A 24557-nucleotide genomic window follows, 5' to 3' on the forward strand; every position below is an offset into this window, starting at 1 on the left:
CAATAGCGGCAGTCCCACATCGCCGTAAGGAGACTACCATGCCCCGTGAAATATCCCATCGCATCTCGGGTGCGGCAGAGACTCGTTCCGCTGCCGCAGATGCCCCCGATGCGATCAGCCTTTTAAAGCGCGACCATCAGGTGGTGAAAAGCTTTTTTGAGTCATTCCAGAAGACAGCGACCGACGATCTCGACGCAAGGGCGACGTTCGTTCGACGCGCCTGCGAAGAACTCACGATTCACGCAATGATCGAGGAGGAATTGCTGTATCCGGCCGCGAATGAGGCGCTTGACGAAGACGACCGGCCAGACGTCGAAGAGGCCTATGTTGAACATTTTCTCGTCAAGGTGCTGATCGAGAAGTTCGTCACGCTGAAAGCGGGTGAACCCGGATTTGACGCGACCTTCAAGGTGTTGAGCGAGATGGTCTCGCACCACATCGAGGAAGAAGAATCCGAGCTTTTCCCAAAGCTTAGAAAATCCGGCGTAGATCTGGTCGAACTCGGGAAAAAACTCCAGCTTCGCAGGGACGCGTTGAATGCAAAGGTGCCGAAGGACGCGGGCGACAACACGATGCGCCTGCATTAAGCGCTGCCGGATGCGTTCCGGGAAAACAATAGACCGAGCGAATGGCGATCCCGGCTACCGCAGGTCCACTGCCCCCAAAGGCGGCTTAGGGTTGACGCCGCAAGTTTGCGCGGCACGTGCTCGTCGCAGCCGCGCCTTTGCGGCTCCTGTTGCGCCGGCTCCAACGTCCCGCGCGAGTTGACACGCATATGCGCGCGCGGTACATCGACGCTGCTCAGTGCGATCTGGAAAGACGGTGGAGCGCAAGGAACTGTTCTTCGCGTCTCAACTCGGCCGCTCGCAATTGCTCCCGCAGCATACTGATGTCGTCGGACCAGGTCGTTGCCAAATGTCCGCCACCGTCTTCGGCGGCCGCAAGTATGCTTCGATATACCCTGATTTCCGCGTCGAGGTTGAGCAGGACGATCAGGGCGTCTTCTGCCAGTGAAGGCATACCTTTTCTCCAATGAAGGCACGGTTCTCTTTAGACCTGACGCTTTTGGCGAGCTCACGCTGCGTGCAGGAATTCCGCTAAGGGCATGAGCTTTGCGCTTGATGCGCATCGATCGTTCCTCGAGGAGAAAATCATGGCTGAGCAGCATCGCCCGGGCGAAATTGTCAAGACCTCCGGCATCTACAAGGTGATTCGCGAGAGCGGGGAGGGCTCGTTCGAGGTCACCTGCGTGGAAGGGGAACATTTCCCCCCGACTCGCGGCGGCAAGGGTGCTCACTATGAGCTTTTACATGCCGCGACCCACTCCCATAAGCACAGCGAGCTCGGTTCGGGAGACTGACGGTGGCAGCGGGCCGCAGGCGATTGTCGCCCACCACGGAGTCGAAGTCCGCGGACGCCCCGGACCCACTATCGACGTACGGCGGCAAGCGCAATTTCGAGGTCACTCCCGAACCGGCCGGCAGGCGTCGACGCGAGCGCCGCAGAAAAGGGGCGTTGTCGTTCGTTATCCAGAAGCACTGGGCGAGTCACCTTCACTACGATTTCCGGCTTGAGGCGGATGGCGTGCTGCTCTCATGGGCGGTGCCGAAGGGGCCATGTTATGACCCAAAGGCAAAGCGCATGGCGGTGCATGTCGAAGACCATCCGCTCGATTATGCGAGCTTCGAAGGGACGATCCCGGCGAAGCAGTATGGCGCGGGCGACGTGATCGTCTGGGATCGCGGGACCTGGGAGCCGGTCGGCGACACTGCGGAGGGCATGGCGTCAGGAAAGCTTGTCTTCCGTCTTCATGGCGAGAAGCTTGCGGGACTCTGGGAGCTGGTCCGGATTTCGAAGCCGGACAGCACGCAGGATCAGTGGATACTGTTCAAGAAGCGCGACGAATGGGCGCGGCCGCTTTCCGAATACGACGTGCTCAAGGCGCTGCCCGACAGCGTGGTGACGCACCCGCTGGGTCCGGTCGAGGAACGGGAACCGAAAATCGCGTCCGCACCTGCAGACCATGCGGCTGCGCCGCTCGCAGCTGATCTTTCTGCGGCCGCGCGCGCGCCACTGCCTGAGAAGATCGAACCGCAACTCGCAACGCTCGCTCCTTCTTTGCCCGGCGGCGGTGACTGGATCACCGAGACCAAGCTCGACGGTTACCGACTGCTTGCGCGCATAGAGTGGGGCGAAGTGCACCTTTTCACGCGCGGCGGCCACAACTGGGCGGCCAGATTTCCGACGCTGGTGAGCGAACTTGAGGCGCTGCCAGTTTCGACAGCTTGGCTCGACGGAGAGATCGTGATGTTGAAGGACGGTTTGCCGGACTTCTCCGCGCTGCAAAACGCGATGGATTCCCGGACAAACCGCGACATCGTCTACTTCCTCTTCGATCTGATGTACGTCGATGGGCAGGACCTGCGGAAGGTGCCGCTCTGGGCGCGCCGCGCGTGCCTGTCGCAGGTTCTCCAAAGTGCGGGGGAGCACCTGCGCCTGAGCGAGGCATTCGACGCTCCGCCGGCCGCGCTGTTCGAGGCGGCGTCCAGTCTGGGCATCGAAGGGTTGATGCTCAAGCGACGCGACGCCCCCTATGAATCCGGCCGTACGCAGACCTGGCTCAAGGCCAAGGCCCGTTTGCGTCAGGAGCTGGTGATCTGCGGGTTCACCACGCGCGGAGGCCGGGACGGCGAAATCGGCAGCCTTCTGCTCGGCTACTACGAGGGGGCGACGCTGCATGGCGCCGGTAGCGTCGGGACGGGCTGGAGCGCAAGGACCGCGCGCGATCTCTGGGAGCGCCTCGCTCCTCTGGAAATAATGGAGTCGCCCTGTGACGCCGCGGCGCCGGCAGAGCGCCGATGGTCGCGCCGTGCCGCCGGCGGCTATCGATGGGTCGAACCGAAACTCGTTGCGGAAATCGAATTCGCGGAGTGGACGGCAGACGGCGTCGTGCGGCAGGCGTCGTTCAAGGGCCTTCGGCTCGACAAGCCGGCGAGCGCTGTCGTGCGCGAGGGCGGAAAGACGAGCGCGCCAGTGTCATCACCGTCCCTGAAGATCACCCATCCGGAACGGGTCATCGATGCGGCTGCGGGAATCACAAAGGCGGATCTGGTGCGCTATTACGCGAGCGTGGCCGAACGCATGCTGCCGCACCTGCAGGACAGGCCCGTGGCGCTCGTGCGCGCGCCGTCGGGTATCGGTGGCCAACTTTTCTTCCAGAAGCATGCGGAGCGAACCGCGATGCCCGGGGTGACCATTCTTGATCGTGCGTTATGGCCGGACCATCCGCCCCTCCTGACGGTGGATACGGCCGACGGGCTGCTGTCGGCCGCGCAGATGAACGCGGTCGAGTTTCACACCTGGAATTCCACGGCGCGCCGCCTCGATCGGCCCGACCGCGTGATCTTTGATCTGGATCCGGGTGAGGGCGTGAAGTGGAAGGACGTCCAGGAGGCGGCGCTGCTGGTGCAGACGCTGCTCGGCGAACTCGATCTGAAGGCGTGGCTGAAGACCAGTGGAGGAAAGGGGCTGCACGTAGTTGTGCCGTTGACGCCCAGAATCGGCTATGACGCGGTCAAGGCGTTTTCGCAGACGTTTGTTCGCCACCTCGCGAAGACGATCCCGGAGCGGTTCTCTGCGACCTCGGGACCGGCGAACCGGATCGGCAAGGTCTATGTCGACTATCTGCGCAACGGCATCGGCCAGACGACAGCTGCGGCGTTTTCGGCGCGCGCGCGACCGGGTATGGGGGTGTCGATGCCCGTTTCCTGGGACCAACTCTTCGAGCTGAAAAGCGGCTCGCAGTGGAGCGTCCAGACCGCGCGGGAGTACCTCAGCTTTCAGTCTTTGGACCCGTGGTCTGAATACTGGACCTCGCGCCAGTCGCTCACCGTGGCGATAAAGCGCCTCAAATAGGCAGACGAGCGGATAGTTATTCGAGCGTACGTCCCGAAGGGGCGGGCACACTTCAGCAAACAGTGAGTGCAGCCGTCAAACCGTGGAGCGACGCCAGGCGCTCAAGTGCCGGATCAGCGCCTTTGCATCGCCGCGTAGCTTGTCCATCAGCGACTCAAGATGTCGCAGTGCCTCCGCGTGCGATGGATTGATCTGGAGGCATCGGATGTAGGCGTTGGCCGCGTCATCGTACTCGCCGAGCTGCTCGAGGACCGCGCCATGGCTGAAGGCAGCATCGTCGCTGCGCGGGTTCAATTCAACGCAGCGCATATATCCGCGCGCAGCTTCTTCAAGCCTGCCGGCGTGCTCGAGTAGAACTGAGCGGTTGTAGTGCAGGAGTTCCGCGTCATTGAAGTGTTTGAGCGCCTGTTCGAAGACGACGAGCGCATCGGCACAGCGTTCATCGCTTCTGGAAAGCATGGCCCCGAGATTGTTGTACGCGTGATAGTGCGGCTGCGGCGACAGCTCGATGACCTTGCGATAAGCATGCTCGGCGGCGACAGGGTCGTGTTCCTGCAACTGCTCGGCTTTCGCATACCAGTCGGCGGCCTGTCTGGCGCGTTCCTGTAGACGCACTGGCGAGGTCTCCATCTGGCTTACCGAATTCTTCGTGGGCGTGTCTCCGAAGTCCAGAAACAGTTGACCTGACGTCGCGTCCCACTGCGTCTCGCCGCTTCTCACGGCAATGGCGTCGCCGACCGCGCTGATCTGCACTCCTGATAGCGGCGTAGTCGATGGAAGGTTCTGCTTCAGGCGAGACAGAGCGCGCAGTATTTTCCGCGCCGGAACGTTCGATGTCCGCAGCTGGAGAGCGGTGCGCAACACCACCACGTCCCTGAAGGAGAATCGGAGCTCGTTCCGGTGCCCACGCGTCGGCACGACGAGCCCACTGTTGATCACGCCTGAAAGCACCCTGCGCGATACGCCGAGAATGGACTGAAGCTCCCGTAGGGAATAGCCGTGTGCAGGTCCACGACGCATCACTTTCGTGCCCGCTTTGCCGGGGGAGGCGAGGCTTCCGCGCGTTTGACCGTGCGCGCCCGCTTCGTCGCCGGAAGGCGTGACACTTCCGCCGCGCTGGTCGCCTTGCCAGCCGACGCCTTCTGTTTCCCGCCGCGCGTGAGGCTGGCCCGCAACGCGTCCATAAGGTCGATGACCTGGCCGCCGGCGGGCGCGGCTTCCTCGGCGGGCGCGACAATCTGCTGGCCTTCGATCTTCGCGTCGATCGCGGCGAGCACGCGCTTTTGTTCGACGTTTTCGTACTGGTCCGGATCGTAGTGGTCCGATTCGCCCTGGGCAATGATCTGGAGCGCCAGTTTCAGTTCGCCATCGGACACCGGCACCTGTTCGATGTCGAGGTCCTTGAGGGAGCGAACTTCCGCGCCCCATAAAAGCTGCTGGAACACGAGGCCGTCCTCCGTCGCGCGGATCTGGACCATATACGTCTTGCCCTTGTTGTTCCAGCTTGCGAGCGCGCAGCGACCGCTCGCAAGCAGGGCGCGTTGCAGCAGGCTGTACGGCTTGCCGCCGCGTTTGTCCGGAGCAATGAAATACGCCCTGTCGTAGTAGATGGGATCGATCGCCTTGTCGGGGACGAACGCGAGGATTTCAACGAGATGACTGGGGCTTTCTTCCAGCGCCTTGAGTTCGTCCGGGGTGAACACCACGAACTTGCCTTTCTCAAACTCGTAGCCCTTGTTCATTTCCGCGCGCTCGACCTTCTTTCCGGTAGCCTTCGATACGTACTGCTGCTCGACGCGTGAGCCGTCGGGCGCAAGCATATTGAACCGGACGGTCGCCGAGCTCTCGGTGGCACTGTACAGCCGGACCGGTATCGAGACGAGACCGAAGCTCAACGACAGGGAGGCGATGGAGCGGGCGGTGGCCATGATCATTCCTCGCAGTGCGACGGGCACGCCACGGGAATTGCGTCGTGGCGCGCTTTCAGGGTAGCAGGCTCGGCGAGCCTCCGTCCGACTTTCCCGCGCAGCACAAACCGTGCCGTCGGCGGTGATTTTTGGTGTGCCTGACCGTGCGAAAATGCAGGGCGAATTCCACTGAGGAAACGACATGTCGATGGATCCGACCGAGATCGAGCTGGCCACCCTCCAGGCTGAAAAGAGCAGGCTGCTCTTCGAGTTGCGCGCGGCTCACCAGATCATCCGCAACGCCTTGAGCGTCATGACGACGGACGAGCAGATACGGTGGGCCGAGATGAACGCGCGCGACGGCGTCGACGGCGATGGCGCGACGAGGGCCGGGGAGCGCGACGCGCTACTGGCCAGTCCGCGGATGGCAATCGGCTCCGCATGAGCGCGACTTTTTCACCGACTCCCGAGCAGGAACAGGTGGTGGAGCTTGCGCGCAGTGGCGGCGACCTCAAGATCAAGGCGTACGCCGGAGCGGGCAAGACTTCAACGCTGAATCTGGTGGCAGACCGGTTTGGGGCGCGGCGTGGCATCTACCTCGCATTTAACCGGGATATCGCCGCGGCTGCCGCGCTGAAGTTTCCGCCCCACGTGCCAGCGCGGACGATGCACGCGCAGGCGTGGGCCGCAGCCGATTCGGCGCTCAAACGCCGCAGCAGTCTGGAAGCGGAGCCGCCGCATATCCTGGCAGCGCGCTTCGGGATCGGATCGGTGCAGGTGCGGTCCGTGACCGGCAGGGCGATCGAACTCACGCCGTTTGAAACTGGACGGATGATCACCGACGCGCTCGGGCGCTTTTGCCGTTCATCGGAGAGTCAGCCCATCGCAACGCATGTCGTCGTCGACGAGAAGATCGACCTTGGTGACGCCGCTCAGCTGCGGACCTGGCTTCTCCCGTTCGTGCAGCGAATGTGGGAGGAAAGCGCTGGTCCCCGCGCGGGCGCCGCCGTTTCGCCCGATGTGGTGCTCAAGCTATGGGCGTTGTCGGAGCCACGCATTGAGGCGGATTACATCCTGTTCGATGAAGCCCAGGACAGCGACGGCGTAATGCTCTCGGTACTCGAGCGCCAGCGGCACGCCCAGGTGATCTACGTCGGCGATCCATACCAACAGATCTACGAATGGCGGGGCGCGGTGAACGCGATGGCGCAGATCGATGCGCCTGAATGCGCGCTCACGGAGTCGTTCCGCTTTGGGCCGACGTTCGCAGCGCTCGCCAGCCGCCTGCTTGTGCGTCTGGGAGAGCGCACGCCGCTGCGCGGGCAGGACTCGATCGGCTCAATCCTGGTCGAAGATCCGGCGATCGCGCCGCCAGTCGACGCCGTGCTGTGCCGCAAGAACGTGACGGCGATCTGGCAGCTGGCCGCAGGGCTGGAAGCGGGTGAGCGGCCCGCGATCCGCATGAGCCCGGCGGAAATCGCAGCGTTCGCGGATGGCGCAGACCAGTTGCTGGCCGGGCAGCGGACGTTCCGGCCTGCGGCGTTCTCGCTGTTTGAGAACTGGGCGGAGGTACAGGCGTTTTCGCGCACCCCGTTCGGCCAGGATCTGCAGCCAGTCGTGCGGATCGTTGACGAGCTCGGCACGGGCTACCTGCGCGCGCTTGCGCAGCGGTGTGCGCCTGAGCAGCAGGCCGACTATGTGATTTCGACGGTCCACCGCGCGAAAGGCCTTGAGTGGAAGCGGGTGAGGGTGGCGAACGATTTCCGGTTCCGTGGCGCCGACGGCAGCCCGGTGCCCGATGACGACGAAATCCGGTTGCTTTACGTGGCGATTACGCGCGCGCAGCATGTCCTGGACATTTCCGGGATGCGCGAGGAGCTGGTGCGGCTTGTCAGCCGTGGCTGACGTCGAATCGCGCGTGCAGAACGACAGTGTTCTCGTGCTGTTCCCGGCAATGACGTCGGGAGACCGTACTGCGCTCCTGCGATTTTCACCTTTCGACTTGCATTAGCAAAAACCTGGCGGCGATCCGCCACCCAGGCGGCAGATTTTTCCTCTTGGCAGAAAATTCCGGTAATTCGGAATTAAATACTGAATATTCAAGACAAATCTTACGGAATTTGACAGCGGCTTAAACCGCTGCTATTTTCGGCCCGACTTATTGGCCCCTCGTGTTTTATGCGGCACGATTATCGGCTATGAATATCAGTTAATCAAATCGCATAAGTGAGATTCCTCCGGGGAGAAGGGCGTGAACTTACAGCGAGTATTTATCGGTGCGCTGCCGTCGCAGGACACGCGTGCCTTTCGCCTCTACTGGCGCAACTCCCAGTCTGACCTTGCGGGCTTGCTGTTTCTGCAGAGGCTTGATATTCGCGAGGATCTTTGCGGGGGTATCGAAGGGCGTCTGTCATGCATTTCAACGAGCAACGGCGTCCCGCTCCAGAATTTTCTCGGGCAACCGGTCACTGTGCAGATGGTCACCGATACCGGCGGCCTTCAGTCTATATGCGGGATCGTGACGGATGCTCACGAGGGTGAGTCTGACGGTTCGCTGGCAACGTATCAGTTGGTCGTGCGCGACGCGCTATCGGTCCTTGAGCGTCGTATCAACACGCGCATATTCCGGACGAAAAGCGCGCTGGACATTATCCAGATACTGGTTCGTGAATGGCGCACGAAAAGCACTACGCTAGCTGCCACGTTCGACATCGATCTGTCGAATCTTGACGCGTCGAAATACCCGACCCGTGAGCAGACGTTGCAATTTGATGAATCTGATGCCGACTTCATCCGTCGTCTTTGCCGCCGCGAAGGCATTTCATGGTTCATTAAGGCCGGCGGACAGGGCAGCTCTGACCTCTCAGAACAACCGTTTCACACGCTCGTCCTCTTTGACAGCGTGATCAAACTGGCGCAAGGCCCGGCAGGAACCGTTCCTTACCACTCGGACGCCAGCGTCGGGACGTCTGACTCCATCACGCTTCTTTCGATGGGGCGGCAGCTGATCGCGGGTTCGGTGCGCCGGGTGAGCTGGGATTACAAGCCCAGCCAGATGGACAAGCTGCAGGCGCCGACCCGCGTCGACCAGGGCGCTGCGGGGAATGATCTTGGCCGTTTGCTGTCGGACTCACGCATTGACGCGCCTCACATCGCCGATTCGGCGGACGACAATCAGCGTCTCGGCAGGGCGCGGATCATGGCTCACGGTGCTCAAGCCGTCAGGATTGACGGCGCAAGCGGCGTTCGCGACCTTGAGGTCGGCACGTGGGTCACGGTCTCGGGACATCCAGAACTGGATCAGGCCGAGGAAGTCGACCGTCGCGTCATCTTCACGTCGCTTCACCACCGCGGCGAGAACAACCTGCCCAAGGAGCTTTCCTCACGCGCGCAATCGCTGTTCACTGCCAGCCGGTGGCTGTCTGACTCGCCGCCGGCGTCTGTCGCGACCCGGACGCGCGGCTCCCAAAACGACGACTCGGAGTCCAGCCGGTACGAGAACACGTTTACGGGTGTGCCGCGCGGCACACCCCTCACGCCTGTCTACGATCCACGCGTCGACCTTCCGCGCGTCTATCCGATTACCGGCGTCGTGGTTGTGCCAGACGGTGAGCAGGTTCACACCGACGAGTACGGCCGCATCTTTGTCCAGATTCAGGGGCTCGACGAAGCGGACCATGCCCACGCCGCGGGCGCCGGTACACAAGGCACGCCGGCGGATAGCGCTGCCGTTCGTGTGCTGGGTAGCTGGTCTGGCGCAAACTTCGGCCAGAACGCTTTGCCCCGAAAGGGCATGGAGGTCCTGCTTGATTTCCTGAATGGCGATCCTGACCGGATGTACGTGGCAGGCGTATTTCCCAATGGCCAGAACATGCCCGCCATGTTTAGCCGCACCGGCGCGCTCCCCGGAAACCGCTACCTTAGCGGCACCGTCAGCCAGGAAATCAACGGGCAGCGTTCGAACCAGCTACGTCTGGACGATACGCCGCAGCAGATCAGTGCTCAGCTTGCGAGCGATCATGCTTCCTCGCAGCTGAACCTGGGCTATCTGACACATCCTCGCTCCGATGGTAATGGCGCCGATCGCGGTGAAGGTGCCGAATTGCGCACCGACGCGGCAGCCTCCGTTCGCGCGGCGCAAGGCATCCTGCTGACGACCTATGCCCGATCGCAGGCGGCCGGTGGGCAGCTGGATCGCGATGAACTGGTTTCGCTACTCTCTGAATGTACGGAGCTGTTCAAGTCGCTTGGCGACTATGCCGGGCAGCACGGCGGAGTGGCTGCGGATGGCACTGGGCAGACGGAAGTCGCGAACGCGCTGAAGAACTGGAGTCCGGGAACTGGCACAGGCGGTACGTCGGGTACAACGCAGGGCAGCGAGCAGGCACTGATGGCGTTTGGCGCGCAGTCGGGTTCAGCAAACCTCACTCCCAAGACCCACGTCACCTATGCGGGAGAGAACATCGACCAGATCGCGCAGCAACATTTGCAGCTTATGAGCGGTCAGCGCCTGAACGCGACCGCAGGACAGGGCATGCAACTCTTTGCGCGCGGTAAGGGGGTTCAGGCGGTGGCTGGTGAAGGCCCCGTGATCTTGCAGGCGCAGGCAGACACGCTGACCGCTGCGGCGCAGAAAGGCGTGGCGATAAGCACGAACGAGAACGAGATTGTGCTCTCGGCACCCACCGTTCGCCTCGTCGCCGAAGACGGAAGCTTCATCAAGATCGGCGGTGGTGTGACGCTGGGAACGAACGGCGACATCAAGTTGCAATCCGCATCCCATCAGTGGGGTGGCCCCGCAACGGAAAGCGCTCCCAAGAGCGCCTTCAACAACCAGCCCACCGATCAGCGTTTCCGATTGCACCATGTCGGCGACACGCCAGAGGCTCCCATGCCGGCGGCCAACCAGGCCTACCGGATTACAACGAGCGACGGACAGGTTATCGAAGGGAAAACCGACGCGAACGGCTTGACGGAAATTGTGAAGGACGACGCGATGAAGTTCCTGAAGATTGACATCCTGCAACCCGATATTTGACCGAGACAGACATGAGCAACGCGGCATCTAACAGCAAAGTGATCGGCTCGGGAGCAGGCGTTACCACGTCCAATCGTGCGAGCGATCGGCCGGTCGCGCGTCCGAATGACCTGCCGGGCATAGTGATCTTCTCGCACGGAGTGAATGATCCGGGCGCCAACTATGAGACGGTCGAGGAGGGTCTCTGTCAGGGGCTTAACGAGCGCCTCGACCGTCCGGACATGGTCAAGGGCGAATACGGCGCGCGGTATCTGCAGGCCACTGCGGCGAAGAAAAAAGGCCAGGCCAACACAGTCCAGGATAGGATTGCCGCGGACCCTGACACTTACCTTTACAGCCGCGACGGGACGAACGCGCATTCGGTTTTCATACCGTTCTACTGGGGCTACCGCGCGTCAGACAAAGAGATCCTCAAGGACAAGAGCGGCAAGCCCGCCAAGCTGCGAACACAGTATCAGGACGTTCGAGGCAATCGTCTCGACGCTCACTTCGCCAAGGCAGGCGGTATGTTCAACAACGCAACCACGAACATTCCTGACATGTACGGCGCAGGCTTCATGTCCACGTTTGTCACGCGTCGCCTGATGCAGTTCGGCAAGATGAATAATTATCAGTTTTCGGGCCAGAGCCCGGAGCGACACTATCAGGTTCTGGCAGCAAAGCGGATGGCAACGTTAATCTCGGAGATCCGGGCAGTGAAGCCGGACGAGACGGTTACGGTGATGGCGCACAGCCAGGGAACTGTCATTTCGTTGCTCGCACAAGCGATGCTGCATGACGCGGGCAAGCGTTGCGCGGACTGTCTGATTCTCGTCGATAGTCCATATGCGCTAACCGAAGCCGCTTTTTTCAACAACCTCGCCCAGAATGGCGCGCCGATTCAGACGGTCCAGGCGCGTCTCCAGACCTTGGTCAATATCGTGGCCGAATGCACCAAGACGCCATATACGCTGCCGGCTTTGACGGACCTCGTTTTCAGTAGTGGAAAGTCGGGCGGCCGCGCCGGCCACAAATGGACGCCGACGAGTGGCATTCGCCCCGATCAGCACGGTAAGCCAACGGTATTCGACGAGCGTGACAATCGCGGTCGAATCTATATCTACTGGAATCCGGATGATAAAACTGTCGACATTCCGACGGTTAAGGGTGTGGGGACGCACGGCATTCCGGATACGGTGGAGGGCAAGGAATACTTTTGGGACGGTAACCATACGCGCCCGCAAAGCGCGACGAACACTTATGCTGCGATGAACGCACTGAAGGAGTTCCGGTTCTACCAGCGTGTCTGGATCAAAGCCGATAAAAATGGTAACCAGCCGTTGGTAGGCACAAAGCCGCACCGGATGGACGTGCCGGAGATTGGCTCTCGCTTCATCAACGGAGATGAACTGAAGCCTGCGTTCGCGCCTAAGCTGCACAGCGGCGAGGCGGTCGTCGGTTCAGGCAAGGAGGCGCCTGATGCGGTGTCGCAAGATCTGTTGCTCGGCAATTCGAATGCGAGCCTGCAGTGGACGCAACTTCCAACTTCGGGCGATGCGACTGCGGATTCCCTCAAGGCAGCTTTCAATGCCGGTAAGGCACCCGACGATCAGACGAGAAGCGTTGAGTTCCGATCAAATGGCGGGGGGTTCGGGGGGGCATTTGCAGGTATTAGCGCGTGGCGCGAGGAAACACCGAACGAGGCCCGAGCGCGGATGTCGCAGGATCCAGCGGCATTGACGAAGAACGATCCGTCTGGCGTCCTTCAAGACAACTCGTATCACTCCGCAATTTTGCGCGACCCCTGGAATCAGCGGTTCGGGACCGCGATGGACGTGGCGATCGGACAGGCGGAGACGCTCGACGATAAAGACTGGCAGGCCGTATGGCTTGCGATGGCCGACTGGAAGGTTGACTACACGACCCTGTCCACGCTTCCCAAGTTTGGAAACTTGTCCCACGACGCTCGCACGTTTCTAAAAGAGGCTTGCGACTACTACAGCTCGGGCGAGTTTCCAGAGTCCGTATCTTCGGGTATGCCGTCACTCGTGGTCAGCCAGTCGATGGACCAGAATAAAAACCCCGAAAAACCGGTGACGCCCCCGTTTAATATGGATTTCAGCGGGCTCGCACGATGATACCGCTTGCCGCACTTGATCGATGTGCATTCGGTCGCCGACCCGGTCTGTTGTTTTTCATTTCGATGGTGGTTCTTATGGTTTGGCTTTTTGGTGGGCAAAAAGCGGTGGCTTCGGGTACAGCTCCCGCGACGCCGGCAGGGCAACCTGCCAAGGGCGCGTTGAATGCGCCGGATACTCAGATCGATAGACTGGAAGTGCGTGGGGTTGGCATCACAATTGATCAGTGGGCCCAGACGGAAATCTGGAGCCACATTCAAAAGAAGAACGCCACTCACGAGTCGTTTCTGTCGCGCTCCGCTTCGGACTATCCCTCGACGTGGACGGACAGGTCGGCGATGTCGAAGCTAGCCCGCGGACTCGCCCTCAAGCTTGGCGCGGGCGAGGCGGTCGAGTACACGCCCCTGCCGGTTTTTGTGTACGGGCCGCCCCAACATCCCGAGAACCTGATGGGCGCGGCGTTCTCAGTGAACTACGCCCGACAGGAAGGTAGCCTGCCGTTCGACCTGTTCGTTATCGAACAGGCGGTGAACGGTCCTGGCCCGTCGCTTGTGGACGTGTTCAAGTTCTTCGACGCCAACCCAGATGTGCCATTTGCGCTGATTTTTTGCACTGACGGCATGGTCACGAGAAAGCTGCTCGAGAAGCCCGGTTCCGGCCTGATACCTGATGGGGCGGCCGTGCCTGCCGTTTTTGATAGCAACGTCGCGCTACTGGTATCGAGGCCGCATGCAATCGACAGGCTCAGGCCATCAATTGTCACGAAACCGGAAGGTGTAGACACCAGGGAGACTCAATACGACCTGGTGAAACTCTGGAACTTCTATTGGGACGAGAGGGAAGCCTTCGACGCGCATTACCAGGCAGAATTGACTGCGCGTGGCCAGGAAGGGGTGTCGCCCCACACGATGAGCGCGGCGTGGTGGCGCTCGCGGGTCCCTGAGCTATTGAAGCATACCGAGAACAAGGGGCCCGGTGAGTTTGCGCCCAATCCATGGACGCCTGTTCGATGGACGGACTGGCAGGTCAAGCAATTCGACGAGTCGCCTGTGCTCGGCTACATCGATCGGCCGGTGAGTGTGCGTCTCGCGGACGAACATGGTCATGCGCTGCGGGAAAGAGATCAGGCCAGCGCGCTTCGGGATGGATGGTCGCGTGCGGTGGCGCAAGGCCGCGAAGCGGCTGTGCCGCGCCGCATTTTCTTCGATACGACCGGTGATCGTCAGTGGGTGATTCCGTTAACTCAGGCGCTGGGCGCGGAGACAGACGCGCCCTCGACCGGCAACGTCGCGGAAGGGTTTGACGTAGGATACCGAATCGGCAATACCGGGATCAGCTCAGGCGCGGTGCAAATAGCGCTAGCACTCATATCCGGGTATCAGGATGGCAAAGCCAGCGCCATTGTCGATCGCTCTGACGGGCAAGCTGAAATCGTGCGAGTCACGCCACCGAGTCAGGCTCAGATCCAGAAGAACCAAAAAACGCGGGGCGATAATCCTTTCCTCTACCGATGAACGAATCGATCGAAAATACAGAACGGCCCCAGCCGCGGGCGACTCCAAAAGAACCAGCCCAAGGGGGCATTTCCCGAGTCCTCGGCGTGGCAGCGATACTTTTCGCCATGGCATGGGCGGCGCTAATAGGCGGCTGTTTCGCCTATTGCACTGGTGGTGTTGCTCTCGCTCTGCTGTGGGCGGGGATTGTGGGAATCGGCATGGGAAGCCAGGCCGCAGTTACTTGGCCGGGCGAGTTCGCGATGGCTGTGGTGGGTTACGTTGCCGTTGTTCTTGCGATCGCGAAATGGTCGCCCGTAAGGCCGAGTATTCGCGTCCTGATCGTGGCGGTGGTAGCCGGCGGCGCCGCTGGTTGGCTAGTGACAGCGATCGTGAATGGTTTCGAGCACGGGCAGTGCACTCTCATGTAGAGCAGTGCGGAATAGAACAAGCTGAATTTGAGAGGCTGTAATGCGTGGCGTAATTCGCGTAGGAGATTCGACGAGCCACGGCGGCACGGTTGTGACCGGCCGTGACGGTTCGACGGTGATGGGCCGCGCGGTCGCTTGCGTTGGCGACCGGTGCACATGCCCGCAGTCTGGCCACAATGACTGTGTGATTATCGAGGGCGATCAGTCTGTTCTCGTAAACGGCCGTGCCGTGGCCTTTGACGGGCACAAGATTTCATGTGGCGCAACGCTGATTTCGTCAGTGTCAACGTCGGGCCTGGGCTGATAGGCCCGTACTTGTCCGGCGTGTCTTCGGACGGTGTGAACCACTTCGGTCGCCACGTTGTTGCAGTGGCAAATGAGCGAAACACACAGATTGGGGCGATTGATGTCAGATCTCAAATCGAGCTACGAACGCGAACTGCAGTTTTTGCGGCGTGGCCTGGCAGAATTCACCGCACGTAATTCACGTGCGGCCGGGCGCCTCTCGATGCAGGGTGAACACTCGGAGGATATGCACGTCGAGCGGATGATCCAGTCTGCCGCGCTCCTCAATGCACGCGTGCGCGAACGTCTGGAAGACGATGTCCCAGACTTCACGGTTCCGTTGCTTGAGGTGCTTTATCCGGAATTCCTGCGACCATTTCCGTCGTGTTCGATCGCGTGTTTCGAACCCGGTACCGCAGTTGAGCGGCTCACGTCGCCGGCGGTTATGCCGCGCGGCACCCACCTCACGACGCGGGCAGGTGAGTACGGTTTCAGGACGGTCTATGACACGACCGTGTCGGCACTCTGCATCGACGACGCTGCGTACCAGATTCCTTCCGCTGTGCCCAGTAACGTCCGGTTGCCCGAAGGGACAAGCGGTGTTTTCTCGATCAGCTTCGCGGTGCAGTCCGGTGCGGCTGATTTCGCGAGTGCCGTGCGCGGTGACGTCCGGGTCTTTATTGACGCGCAGGAATCCGCGGTTGCTGCGGTGATCGATGCTCTCGTTCACCGCAGCAAACACGCCTTTCTGGAAGTTGATTCCAGCGGGCGCTGGACTGCGCTCGATTCCGTTCCAATTTCTCCGGTTGGTTTCGGCGAGCGCGAAGCAGTTGTCGACCTGGGCAGTGAGTCCTCGTACCGACTTCTGCTCGAGTACTTCGCGTATCCAGAGAAGTTTCACTTTCTCGATTTCCGGCTTGGCCAGCTTCTCGCGGGGCGGAGCGTCAACAGGCGGCTGTCCATTCACGTGCCGGTTTTCGGTCTTCACCCCGATTCGCCACCAGCGGTCGCTTTGGCGACGTTATCGGCGTCGGCTTTCCGGTTGCGCTGTACGCCAGTCGTGAATCTGTTCCCGTGCGCGGCCGAGCCGATCGCTTTAAAGGACGCAACGCTTTCGGCTTACCCAATGGTCGCGCAAACGGTGAACCCAACAGGCGCCGAGGTCTGGGCTGTGCAAAGCGTACGGCTCACGCGGGACGGCGACGGCGCGGCGATCACGCGCGGCGTGAAGCCTTTTCACTCGCTCGACCACAGTGTTGGATTCGCGAGTTCCACGGACCGGCGGCAGGTGCTGTATTGGCTCGCGTCACGCCCCGGCGGCCACGAGGCGGTCGTCGCAGGTGGTGGGTGCCTGCTGGAATTTGTGACGCCACGCGGCGAGATATCGGAACCCCCGCGCGACGAGCAGGTTGATGCGACGCTGCTTTGTACCAACGGTGTCGGGCCCGGCTCGATGCAGTGGGGGCGCCGGGACGGCGATTTCAACCTTGCTGACCGAAGCGTCGTTGCCCGGGTGAGCCTGCTGCGGCGGCCGAGTGATGCCACCGCCCGCCCGTCGCCCAAGAATCAGTACTGGTCCGTCGTTCAGAACCTGTCTGCGGGCCCGTTCAGCCTTGATCAGAGCGGTTTGCCGGCTCTGAAGGCGCTGCTTGCGGCTCACGCGCCAACTCGTGGTCAGCCGAGCGAGGGCCAGATCGAGGCGATAGTCGGGTTGTCGCGGGAGACCGCGATGGAGTGGATTGTCGAGAAACCCCAGTCACGGATGACGCGGGGCCTGCGTGTACGGCTAACCGTTGACGAGCAAGGGCTGGCCGGGGTGCCGATCGCCATTTTAGCGCGAGTGCTTGAGAGCGTTTTCGTGCGGTATGCCCCCGCGCATAGCTTCGTACAGGTCGTGATCGTATCGGAGGCGAATGGCGCAGAGCTGGCGCGCGGTCAACTCATTCCGGGCGCCGTTCCGGTTCTATAACGGGAGGCCTGCGATGAAGCACACGCCACCGGTGCCTCCGCCGTCACGCCGGCTTCCCGTGCGGGTGCCCAGCTTGGCGCTTGCGCGAGCCATGCAGCGGCACGCGCTGGTGTTTGCTGGCGAAGCGTGGGAAGGCATGTGGACCGCACAGCCGTTCACGTGTACTCGCGGGCACACAACCGTGGTAGCACCGCGCAATCTCATCCGCCAGCGCGTAACAGGTTGCCAGCAGTGCGCGACCGAAGACATAACGGCGCGGGCACACGCAGAGTCCGCGCGAGCAGGTCTGACATGGATGGACTCTCCGTGGCGTGGTACGGCGCACAGGTATCGGCTTCGTTGCTCACAGGGCCATGAATGGACGTGCGGTGGACAGGACCTGTTGCGGGGCGCGGCTTGCGCCGCGTGCAAGCGCGAGTTGGGGCCGCTACCCGGCGATCTGCTTCCGGACGGACTTGAGCGGCTGAACGCAACCGCACGAGAACGAGGGGGGAAGTGTCTTTCTGTCTCGTATATGGGGATGGTGCGCGCATATCGATTTGAGTGTGGCGCGGGGCATATCTTTGAAAGGTCTGGCTCAGCAGTCGTACGACGCGGCGCCTGGTGCCCGAAGTGCCCGCGTCCGAGGGAACTGCTTGTGGACGGCCTGGAGCGGCTCCAGGCGGCCGCAAAAGCCCACGGCGGTGTGTGCCTGTCTCCGCAGTTTCTCGGGACCTCTGCACGTCATCGGTTCAGATGCTCCCACGGTCATACGTGGACGGCACTCGCCGGGACCGTACTTTATACGTCGAGCTGGTGTCGCCGTTGCCACCACGACGCCTTGCTAGCCGCAGACGGGCTCGCGCGACTGCAACAAGCCGCTCACGCCCGCAAGGGAAGTTGCCTTTCGAAGCGATACGCTGGCTATCACGGTAGGCATCGTTTTTTGTGCGCACATGGGCATCGCTGGGTCACCTCGGCTCAGTCGGTGCTCAGGGGCGCGTGGTGCCCGACTTGTGCCGAAGCCCAGGCGGGCAAGTCCCTCCTTCTAAGCGACGGGCTCGAGCAGCTCAGGTCACGTGCCGAGGCGCTCGGCGGAGCGTGCCTCGACGAAACATTCACCGGGACCGCGCGAACGTACCGCTTTCGTTGTGCAAAGGGGCACGAATGGTCGGGCAAGGGGAGCGCGGTTCTGGCAGGCCGATGGTGTAAGCAATGCGCCGTTGATAGCCAGCGCAGCTCGATTGAGGAGGCCCAGGCGGTGGCGCGTGAGCGAGGAGGCGTGTGTTTGTCGCAATCATACGTCAACGCTCGGACGCATTTGACCTGGCAGTGCCACCGGGGCCACGTCTGGAACGCCAATTTCGACAATGTTCGCAACAAGGGACGTTGGTGTCCCGACTGCAAGGTCTTGAACATGGTAACTAACGCAAAGTCCCGCTCGCGTGCGAGGCAGCTAGCGCGTTGAGTTGCTATGGGCGATCATTTCAATAAATCTCTCAGATCCTTAGGATACCAGATTATTTAACATAATATAAATTATCAAACTTCACAACAACAATGCTGCTACTCACTAGCAGGATCGGACGATTATTTGGTGCCGGGCGGCGCGGTATGACGGTTATTTGACGCGCGTTAGCTCGACGGAGCCTCCCATCGCCGGCACGAGAAGAACATCGCGGTCTCTGTCGTAGCCAACGTTCATAGTGCCCATCCCAGTTCCGACTTGTAACGTGCCTTTTTCATAAGTCGCGGGAAATTTGTTGACCATGGCGCCGATAAACGGTCGAACTAGCGTGTCTTTGAACAAAAATCCATCGCCATTCTTTGTAATTTCGATGGTTTCTTTGTTTTTCTCATTCACCCACTTCCCGAGCAATTGTTCTCCAGCTGGTTTCCCACAGCCGCTTAACGCGGCCACAACGGCGATGGTGAGAACGGTGCGAGCGCGGTGGCGCATAAAAATTGGCCTTCGTGAAAAATTTTGGATTTGCGCAGGGCGCGGTGTAGGAATCATAAGATAAATACGCAAAGTCTTGAGGATGGGGCAAATGCCGTTCTCGTGCGGACGGTCACTGTCTGTCCGGGACGATGGACTTTGCACAATCTCATCCAACCCATATACTGTACAAACGTACAGTATTGAGGTTACCCGATGGCCGCGCTGCCGTTACCCCGTGTAGAGGATATCCATCCCAACCTGTGGCGGGCATCACAGTGGGGCTCTGCGGGGCATCGCACCCTGTCCAGCGGTCACGTAGACCTGGACCTTGAACTACCAGGCGGCGGCTGGCCAACGGGATCGCTGACTGAACTGATGCAGCCGCAGCCCGGCTGCGGCGAGCTTCGGCTTCTTCGGCCCGCGCTCGAGCGCGTCTCCCAGCGACCTGTCTTCGTTGTGCAGCCTCCGCACCGGTTGCAGCAGTCCGCCCTGGCGTGGTGGGGACTCGATACGACGAACCTGTGCCTGCTCAAGCCGGGAACGACGGCAGACGCCCTTTGGGCGGTCGAGCAGATCCTTCGTGGTGGCACTGCAGGCGGCCTGCTTTTCTGGTCGTCGCACGTTAGAGCCGAGGCGCTGCGACGTCTGCATCTGGCGGCGCAGCGCGCGGACACACTTTTCTTTCTGTTCCGGCCGATGGTCGCGGCGAGCGCGACTTCGCCCGCGCCGCTACGGCTCGGGCTGGACCCGTCAGAGGGAGGCGTGAACGTCTCGTTCATCAAACGCCGCGGCCCGCATCGCGATGCGCCCGTATTTGTGTCCCTGTCGCCCTCACCCATTCTCCTGAATCGAAATGCATCTCTGGATCGGCGTCAGTCTGCCGCGCCTCCCCATCGAGAGTTTCTGCCCGACCTGGCACACGCCAGCGTCTGACGGTGGGGTCGTTGTGCTGGAAAAAGATCGGGTGCTTGACGCTGACATTTCGGCGCGCGCGAGAGGGGTCGTCGGCGGCATGCGCCGGGGCGGCGTGCTCACGCTCGCGCCGGACGCGACGCTCCATGAGCGGGATGCTGCGCGTGAGAGTGAAACCGTTCATGGCGTGGCGGCAGCCCTGCTCCAGTTCACGCCGCTCGTTGTTATCGCGGAAGAAAACGTGGTTCTGGCCGACGTAACTGCTAGCCTGCGACTTTTCGGCGGCCTTCGGGCTTTACGGCGGTCCATCCGTCGCGTGGTCGCGGATTTCGGCGTGACAAGCACGATGGCGGTCGCAGCGACCGCACAGGCAGCGTGGCTGTTCGCGCGAACGTGTGCGGGCGTCGTGCTGAGTGATCGGGCGCAGCGCCGCGCGCTGGCGTGCGTGCCGGTGGATGCCTTGCCGGCCGCCCGTCGATACGCGGACTGGTTCGACGGACTGGGATGCACAACGATGGCGGATGTGATGCGGCTGCCGCGCGCGGGCCTGAAAAAGCGCTGTGGTACGGCGCTGCTTGATGCGCTCGACCGCGCGATCGGCGCCGCGCCAGAGGTGCACGAATGGCTGGTCATGCCCCCCACTTTCGACGCTCGGGTCGAATTGCCTGACCGGATCGAACACGTCGAGGCGTGCCTTTTTGCCGCCCGTCGTTTGACGTTGCAGATGACCGGATGGCTCGCGGCGAGGCAACTGGCGATCGCGCGCTTCGTCATTTCCCTCGAGCACGAGCGCGGCCGGGATGCAATCGCGCCAACGGAAATTGAAGTGGCGCTCGGCGAACCGACCTGGCATGAAGAGCATCTGGTTCGACTGCTGAAAGAGCGGCTGGCGCGCATTGAGCTCGCCGCCCCGGTTATCGCGCTCAGGCTTGCGGCAAAGGACGTCCGCGCGGCCGAAGCGCCCAGCGATTCGCTGTTCCCGGAGCCCGGCGGCTCGCCACAGGACCACGCCCGGCTGATGGAGTTGCTTGTCGCGCGGCTTGGCGCGGAAAACGTGCTGCGCCCTTCCCCGGTCGCCGACTATCGACCAGAGGTCGCCGCGCGCTGGGTCCCGACGACGAGTGATACGCAGCGTTCACGACACGATCTTCCCCGTGACCTGCCCCGCCCAGCGTGGCTGCTGGACACGCCGATCCAACTGATTATCCGCGGACATCGACCGTTCTATGGCACGGCGCTGCGCGTTGTTTCGCCGGCGGAGCGCATCGAGTGCGGCTGGCAGGACGGCAGTATCGTGACACGCGACTACTTCGTGGCAGAGGCTGAAAACAATCTGCACTACTGGATATATCGCGAGCGCGTTGGTAGTCGTGATGACCGCGATCCTCGCTGGTTTCTCCATGGGTTGTTCGGATAGCGATGTCGACTCTCGCGGGTTTTGGTGCGCTCCCCGACTACGCGGAGCTGCAATGCTTCTCGAACTTCTCGTTCCTGCGCGGTGCTTCGCACGCGGACGATATCGCGGCGCGTGCCGCGCAGCTCGGCTATAGCGCGATCGCAATTACCGATGAGTGTTCGCTTGCCGGTGTCGTGCGCGCGCATGTCGAAGCGAAAAAGGCCGGCATACCGTACATCGTGGGCTCGGGTTTCACATTGACGAACGCCGACGATACGCCAGCGCTGTGTTTTACCGCCCTGGCGATGAATCGCAACGGATACGGCAACCTTAGCGAGCTGATCACGATGGCGCGCATGCGCGCAGACAAAGGCAGCTACAGGCTGGCCGCGCGCGACCTCGCTCGCCCCGACCCTGCGCAGGCGCATCTCAGAGCCCTGCCCGACTGCATCGCAATTCTCAGCCCGGACTATCCGGCAGAAGAAGGCCACCTCGAAGCACAGGTGGCGTGGTTCGCGGAGACATTCGGCGATCGCGCCTGGGTTGCGCTGACGCTCCACGCGCGGGCAATGGACGATATCCACCGCGGTGTTGTCGAGCAGGTCGCTGCGCGCCACGGTGTGCCGGTCGTGGCCACCGGTGCGCCGGTGATGCATGTGCGTTCGCGCAAGCCTTTGCAGGACGTGCTCACAGCCATCCGGTTGGGACGCCCGGTTTCCGAGTGCGGCTACGATCTCGCCCCGAACGCTGAACAGCATTTGCGCTCGCGCCTCAGGCTCGCGAACGTGTACCCGGCGCGCGCCCTCGCGGAGACCGTCGCCATCGCGCGTCGCTGTATCTTCTCGCTGGACGAGCTGCGCTACGAGTACCCGGACGAGCTTGTACCCGACGGTTTCACGCCCGAGGCCTATCTGCGGCAGGAAACCTACGTTGGCGCCCACCGCCGCTGGCCTGCGGGCGTGCCCCACAAGGTCCAGACGCAGATCGAACACGAACTGGCGCTGATCGCCGACCTGAAGTACGAGCCATACTTTTTGACGGTCTACGACATCGTGCGCTTCGCGCGCAATGAAGGAATTCTGTGCCAGGGGCGTGGCTCCGCCGCGAACTCGGCGGTTTGCTATGCGTTGGGCGTGACCGAGGTCGATCCAGCACGCTCGTCGATGCTGTTCGAGCGGTTCATCAGCAAGGAGCGCGGTGAGCCGCCGGACATCGACGTGGACTTCGAGCATCAGCGGCGCGAAGAGGTTGTGCAGTACATCTACAGGAAGTACGGTCGCGAGCGCGCCGCGTTGACGGCCGCGGTCACGACGTACCGGCCGCGCAGCGCGTTGCGCGAGGCCGGAAAGGCGCTGGGCGTCGATCCCGCGATCGTGGACAGGGTGGCGAAGGCACACCACTGGTTCGATTCAAGTCGAGATCTGCTGGAGCGGTTCGCAGAAGCGGGCCTCGATCCCGAGACGCCGCTGATCGTGCAGTGGGCAAATTTTGCCGCGCTGCTGCTCGGTTTCCCGCGCCACCTCTCTCAGCACAGTGGTGGCTTCGTGATCAGTCGCGGCAAGCTTTCGCGGCTGGTCCCGATCGAGAATGCCGCAATGGTCGATCGCTCAATCATCCAGTGGGACAAGGACGACATCGAAGCGCTTGGGCTGTTGAAAATCGATGTGCTTGCGCTGGGGATGCTCTCGGCGGTGCGCCGCGCGCTCGACCTGATATCGGACAAGCGGGGCGAGATTTTCGAGTTGCAGGACATACCCGCGGAAGATTCTGCCACGTACGAAATGATCTGCCGCGCCGACACGGTAGGCGTGTTCCAGATCGAATCGCGCGCGCAGATGAGCATGTTGCCGCGATTGCAGCCACGCCAGTTCTACGACCTGGTGATCGAGGTTGCGATCGTGCGCCCGGGCCCGGTCCAGGGCGGCATGGTTCATCCTTATCTTCGAAGGCGGCAGGGACTGGAACCGGTGACGTTTCCGAGCCCGGAGGTTGAGCAGGCCCTCGCGCGCACGCTGGGCGTGCCGATCTTTCAGGAGCAGGTCATGCAGGTGGCCATGCTCGCGGCCGGGTTCACGGCGGGCGAAGCCGACCAGCTGCGACGCGCGATGGCCGCGTGGCGCCGTAAAGGCGGCCTGGGCGTCTACTACGACCGCATTGTGAACGGCATGCTGGAGCGCGGATACAGTCGCGACTTTGCCGAACAGATCTTCGCGCAGATTCAGGGCTTCGGCGAGTACGGCTTCCCCGAGAGCCACGCAGCGAGTTTCGCACTCATGGTCTACGCGAGCGCCTGGCTGAAATGCCACGAGCCGACGGTGTTCGCGTGCGCGCTGCTCAACAGCCAGCCGATGGGCTTCTACTCCCCCTCCCAACTGGTACAGGACGCGAAGCGCCACGGCGTCCGCGTCCTGCCTGTCGATGTGACGATCAGCAACTGGGACAGCAGCATCGAGGGGGCAACGACACATGACCCGTTGCGTCTGGGCATGTCGCTCGTGCGCGGGTTGAAAGCGGAGTCAGCGGCGCGCATCGAAATGGCACGGGCGGTGCGCCCTTTCCGCGACGTGTCGGATCTCGCGCGCCGCGCGCGGCTCGATCGCCGCGACCTCGAAATGCTCGCGGCCGCCAACGCGCTTCAGTCGCTCGCCGGCGAGCGCCGCGCTGCGCTCTGGCAGGCGGTGGCCGCCGTCCCCGATCGCGATCTGCTGCGTGATGCTTCGGACGACGACGAGACCCCGGCGCTCGCGCCAATGACGGAAGGCGAGGAGATCGTTGGCGACTATCGCGCGACCGGACTCACGCTAGGCCGGCACCCGCTTGCCCTGCTTCGGCCGAAGCTCGCGGAGATGCGTCTCGTCGCCTCGGGTGAGCTGATGCAGTATCGTAACGGTCAGCTCGCACGCGCCTGCGGAATCGTCACGGTGCGCCAGCGGCCGGGCACGGCAAATGGTGTGATGTTCATGACGCTCGAAGACGAGAGCGGCAGCGTCAATATCATCGTGTGGGAGTCGGTGCTGGAAAAATTCAGGCGCGAAGCGCTCGGCTCGTCGTTGCTCGCCGTGTACGGCGTGTGGCAACGTCAGGGCGAGGTGCGCCATCTCGTTGCGAACCGGCTCGTGGATGTGAGTCAGCTGCTTGGCGAGCTTCAGACGGTCAGTCGAGACTTCTGCTGA

The 24557-nt window shown here is 62.0% G+C and carries 17 protein-coding genes; 13 read left to right on the forward strand and 4 right to left on the reverse strand.

Features of this window, described 5'->3' with window-relative positions; all coding sequences use genetic code 11:
• Positions 1-38 precede the first annotated feature (38 nt).
• Positions 39-587: a hemerythrin domain-containing protein gene (locus LDO54_RS12515; protein WP_224010693.1), complete on the forward strand. Its 549-nt coding sequence runs from the start codon at positions 39-41 to the stop codon at positions 585-587.
• A 214-nt stretch (positions 588-801) separates the two neighbouring features.
• Here the strand turns inward: LDO54_RS12515 and LDO54_RS12520 are convergent, their stop codons facing one another.
• Positions 802-1020, reverse strand: a complete 219-nt coding sequence (locus LDO54_RS12520) for a hypothetical protein (RefSeq protein ID WP_065066090.1) — start codon at positions 1018-1020, stop codon at positions 802-804.
• A gap of 133 nt (positions 1021-1153) precedes the next feature.
• Here LDO54_RS12520 and LDO54_RS12525 point away from each other — a divergent pair, with 133 nt between their 5' ends.
• A complete protein-coding gene (locus LDO54_RS12525; protein WP_224011004.1) occupies positions 1154-1360 on the forward strand; it encodes a YjzC family protein in 207 nt (68 codons plus the stop codon).
• A 2-nt stretch (positions 1361-1362) separates the two neighbouring features.
• Positions 1363-3915, forward strand: a complete 2553-nt coding sequence (gene ligD / locus LDO54_RS12530; RefSeq protein ID WP_224010696.1) for a DNA ligase D — start codon at positions 1363-1365, stop codon at positions 3913-3915.
• 75 nt (positions 3916-3990) lie between these two features.
• Here ligD and LDO54_RS12535 read toward each other — a convergent pair whose 3' ends face one another.
• Positions 3991-4935, reverse strand: coding sequence for a MerR family transcriptional regulator (locus LDO54_RS12535; RefSeq protein ID WP_224010698.1), 945 nt, complete (start codon positions 4933-4935; stop codon positions 3991-3993).
• Entirely contained in the window at positions 4935-5843 is a 909-nt protein-coding gene (locus LDO54_RS12540) for a Ku protein (protein ID WP_224010700.1), read from the reverse strand. Before LDO54_RS12540 ends, LDO54_RS12535 begins: the two co-directional genes overlap by 1 nt.
• 181 nt (positions 5844-6024) lie before the next feature.
• Between LDO54_RS12540 and LDO54_RS12545 the strand changes: the two genes are divergently transcribed.
• The 7 genes from LDO54_RS12545 (at position 6025) to tssF (ending at position 17155) form a co-directional block, all read left to right on the forward strand.
• Positions 6025-6267 carry a hypothetical protein gene (locus LDO54_RS12545; protein WP_065057979.1) on the forward strand — a complete coding sequence of 81 codons (243 nt, stop codon included), beginning with the start codon at positions 6025-6027 and terminating at the stop codon, positions 6265-6267.
• Positions 6264-7727 (forward strand): UvrD-helicase domain-containing protein, encoded by a 1464-nt coding sequence (locus LDO54_RS12550; RefSeq protein WP_224010702.1) that lies wholly within the window; start codon positions 6264-6266, stop codon positions 7725-7727. The genes LDO54_RS12545 and LDO54_RS12550 overlap by 4 nt, the downstream gene beginning before the upstream one ends.
• 346 nt (positions 7728-8073) lie before the next feature.
• Positions 8074-10860, forward strand: a complete 2787-nt coding sequence (locus tag LDO54_RS12555) for a type VI secretion system Vgr family protein (RefSeq protein ID WP_224010704.1) — start codon at positions 8074-8076, stop codon at positions 10858-10860.
• Positions 10861-10871: 11 nt separating this feature from the next.
• A complete protein-coding gene (locus LDO54_RS12560) occupies positions 10872-12977 on the forward strand; it encodes a T6SS effector phospholipase Tle3 domain-containing protein (protein WP_224010706.1) in 2106 nt (701 codons plus the stop codon).
• A 50-nt stretch (positions 12978-13027) separates the two neighbouring features.
• Complete coding sequence (locus tag LDO54_RS12565) at positions 13028-14491, forward strand: type VI lipase adapter Tla3 domain-containing protein (RefSeq protein ID WP_436975562.1); 1464 nt, start codon at positions 13028-13030, stop codon at positions 14489-14491.
• A 450-nt stretch (positions 14492-14941) separates the two neighbouring features.
• A complete protein-coding gene (locus LDO54_RS12570) occupies positions 14942-15205 on the forward strand; it encodes a PAAR domain-containing protein (protein ID WP_224010710.1) in 264 nt (87 codons plus the stop codon).
• Positions 15206-15277: 72 nt separating this feature from the next.
• Entirely contained in the window at positions 15278-17155 is a 1878-nt protein-coding gene (tssF, locus tag LDO54_RS12575; protein ID WP_224010711.1) for a type VI secretion system baseplate subunit TssF, read from the forward strand.
• Positions 17156-18755: 1600 nt separating this feature from the next.
• Here tssF and LDO54_RS12580 read toward each other — a convergent pair.
• Positions 18756-19094, reverse strand: a complete 339-nt coding sequence (locus tag LDO54_RS12580; protein ID WP_436975563.1) for a DUF3876 domain-containing protein — start codon at positions 19092-19094, stop codon at positions 18756-18758.
• Between the two features lie 195 nt (positions 19095-19289).
• On the opposite strand from LDO54_RS12580, the gene imuA reads away from it, so the two are divergent.
• Genes imuA through LDO54_RS12595 form a run of 3 tightly spaced genes read left to right on the forward strand, consistent with a single transcriptional unit; the run spans position 19290 to position 24557 of the window.
• A complete protein-coding gene (gene imuA, locus LDO54_RS12585; RefSeq protein ID WP_224010715.1) occupies positions 19290-20009 on the forward strand; it encodes a translesion DNA synthesis-associated protein ImuA in 720 nt (239 codons plus the stop codon).
• On the forward strand, positions 19930-21405 hold the full coding sequence (locus LDO54_RS12590) for a Y-family DNA polymerase (protein WP_224010717.1): 1476 nt from the start codon (positions 19930-19932) through the stop codon (positions 21403-21405). Before imuA ends, LDO54_RS12590 begins: the two co-directional genes overlap by 80 nt.
• A gap of 2 nt (positions 21406-21407) precedes the next feature.
• Positions 21408-24557 carry an error-prone DNA polymerase gene (locus LDO54_RS12595; RefSeq protein WP_224010719.1) on the forward strand — a complete coding sequence of 1050 codons (3150 nt, stop codon included), beginning with the start codon at positions 21408-21410 and terminating at the stop codon, positions 24555-24557.

This window comes from Paraburkholderia tropica (assembly GCF_914484835.1).
Classification (GTDB): Bacteria; Pseudomonadota; Gammaproteobacteria; order Burkholderiales; family Burkholderiaceae; genus Paraburkholderia; species Paraburkholderia tropica_A.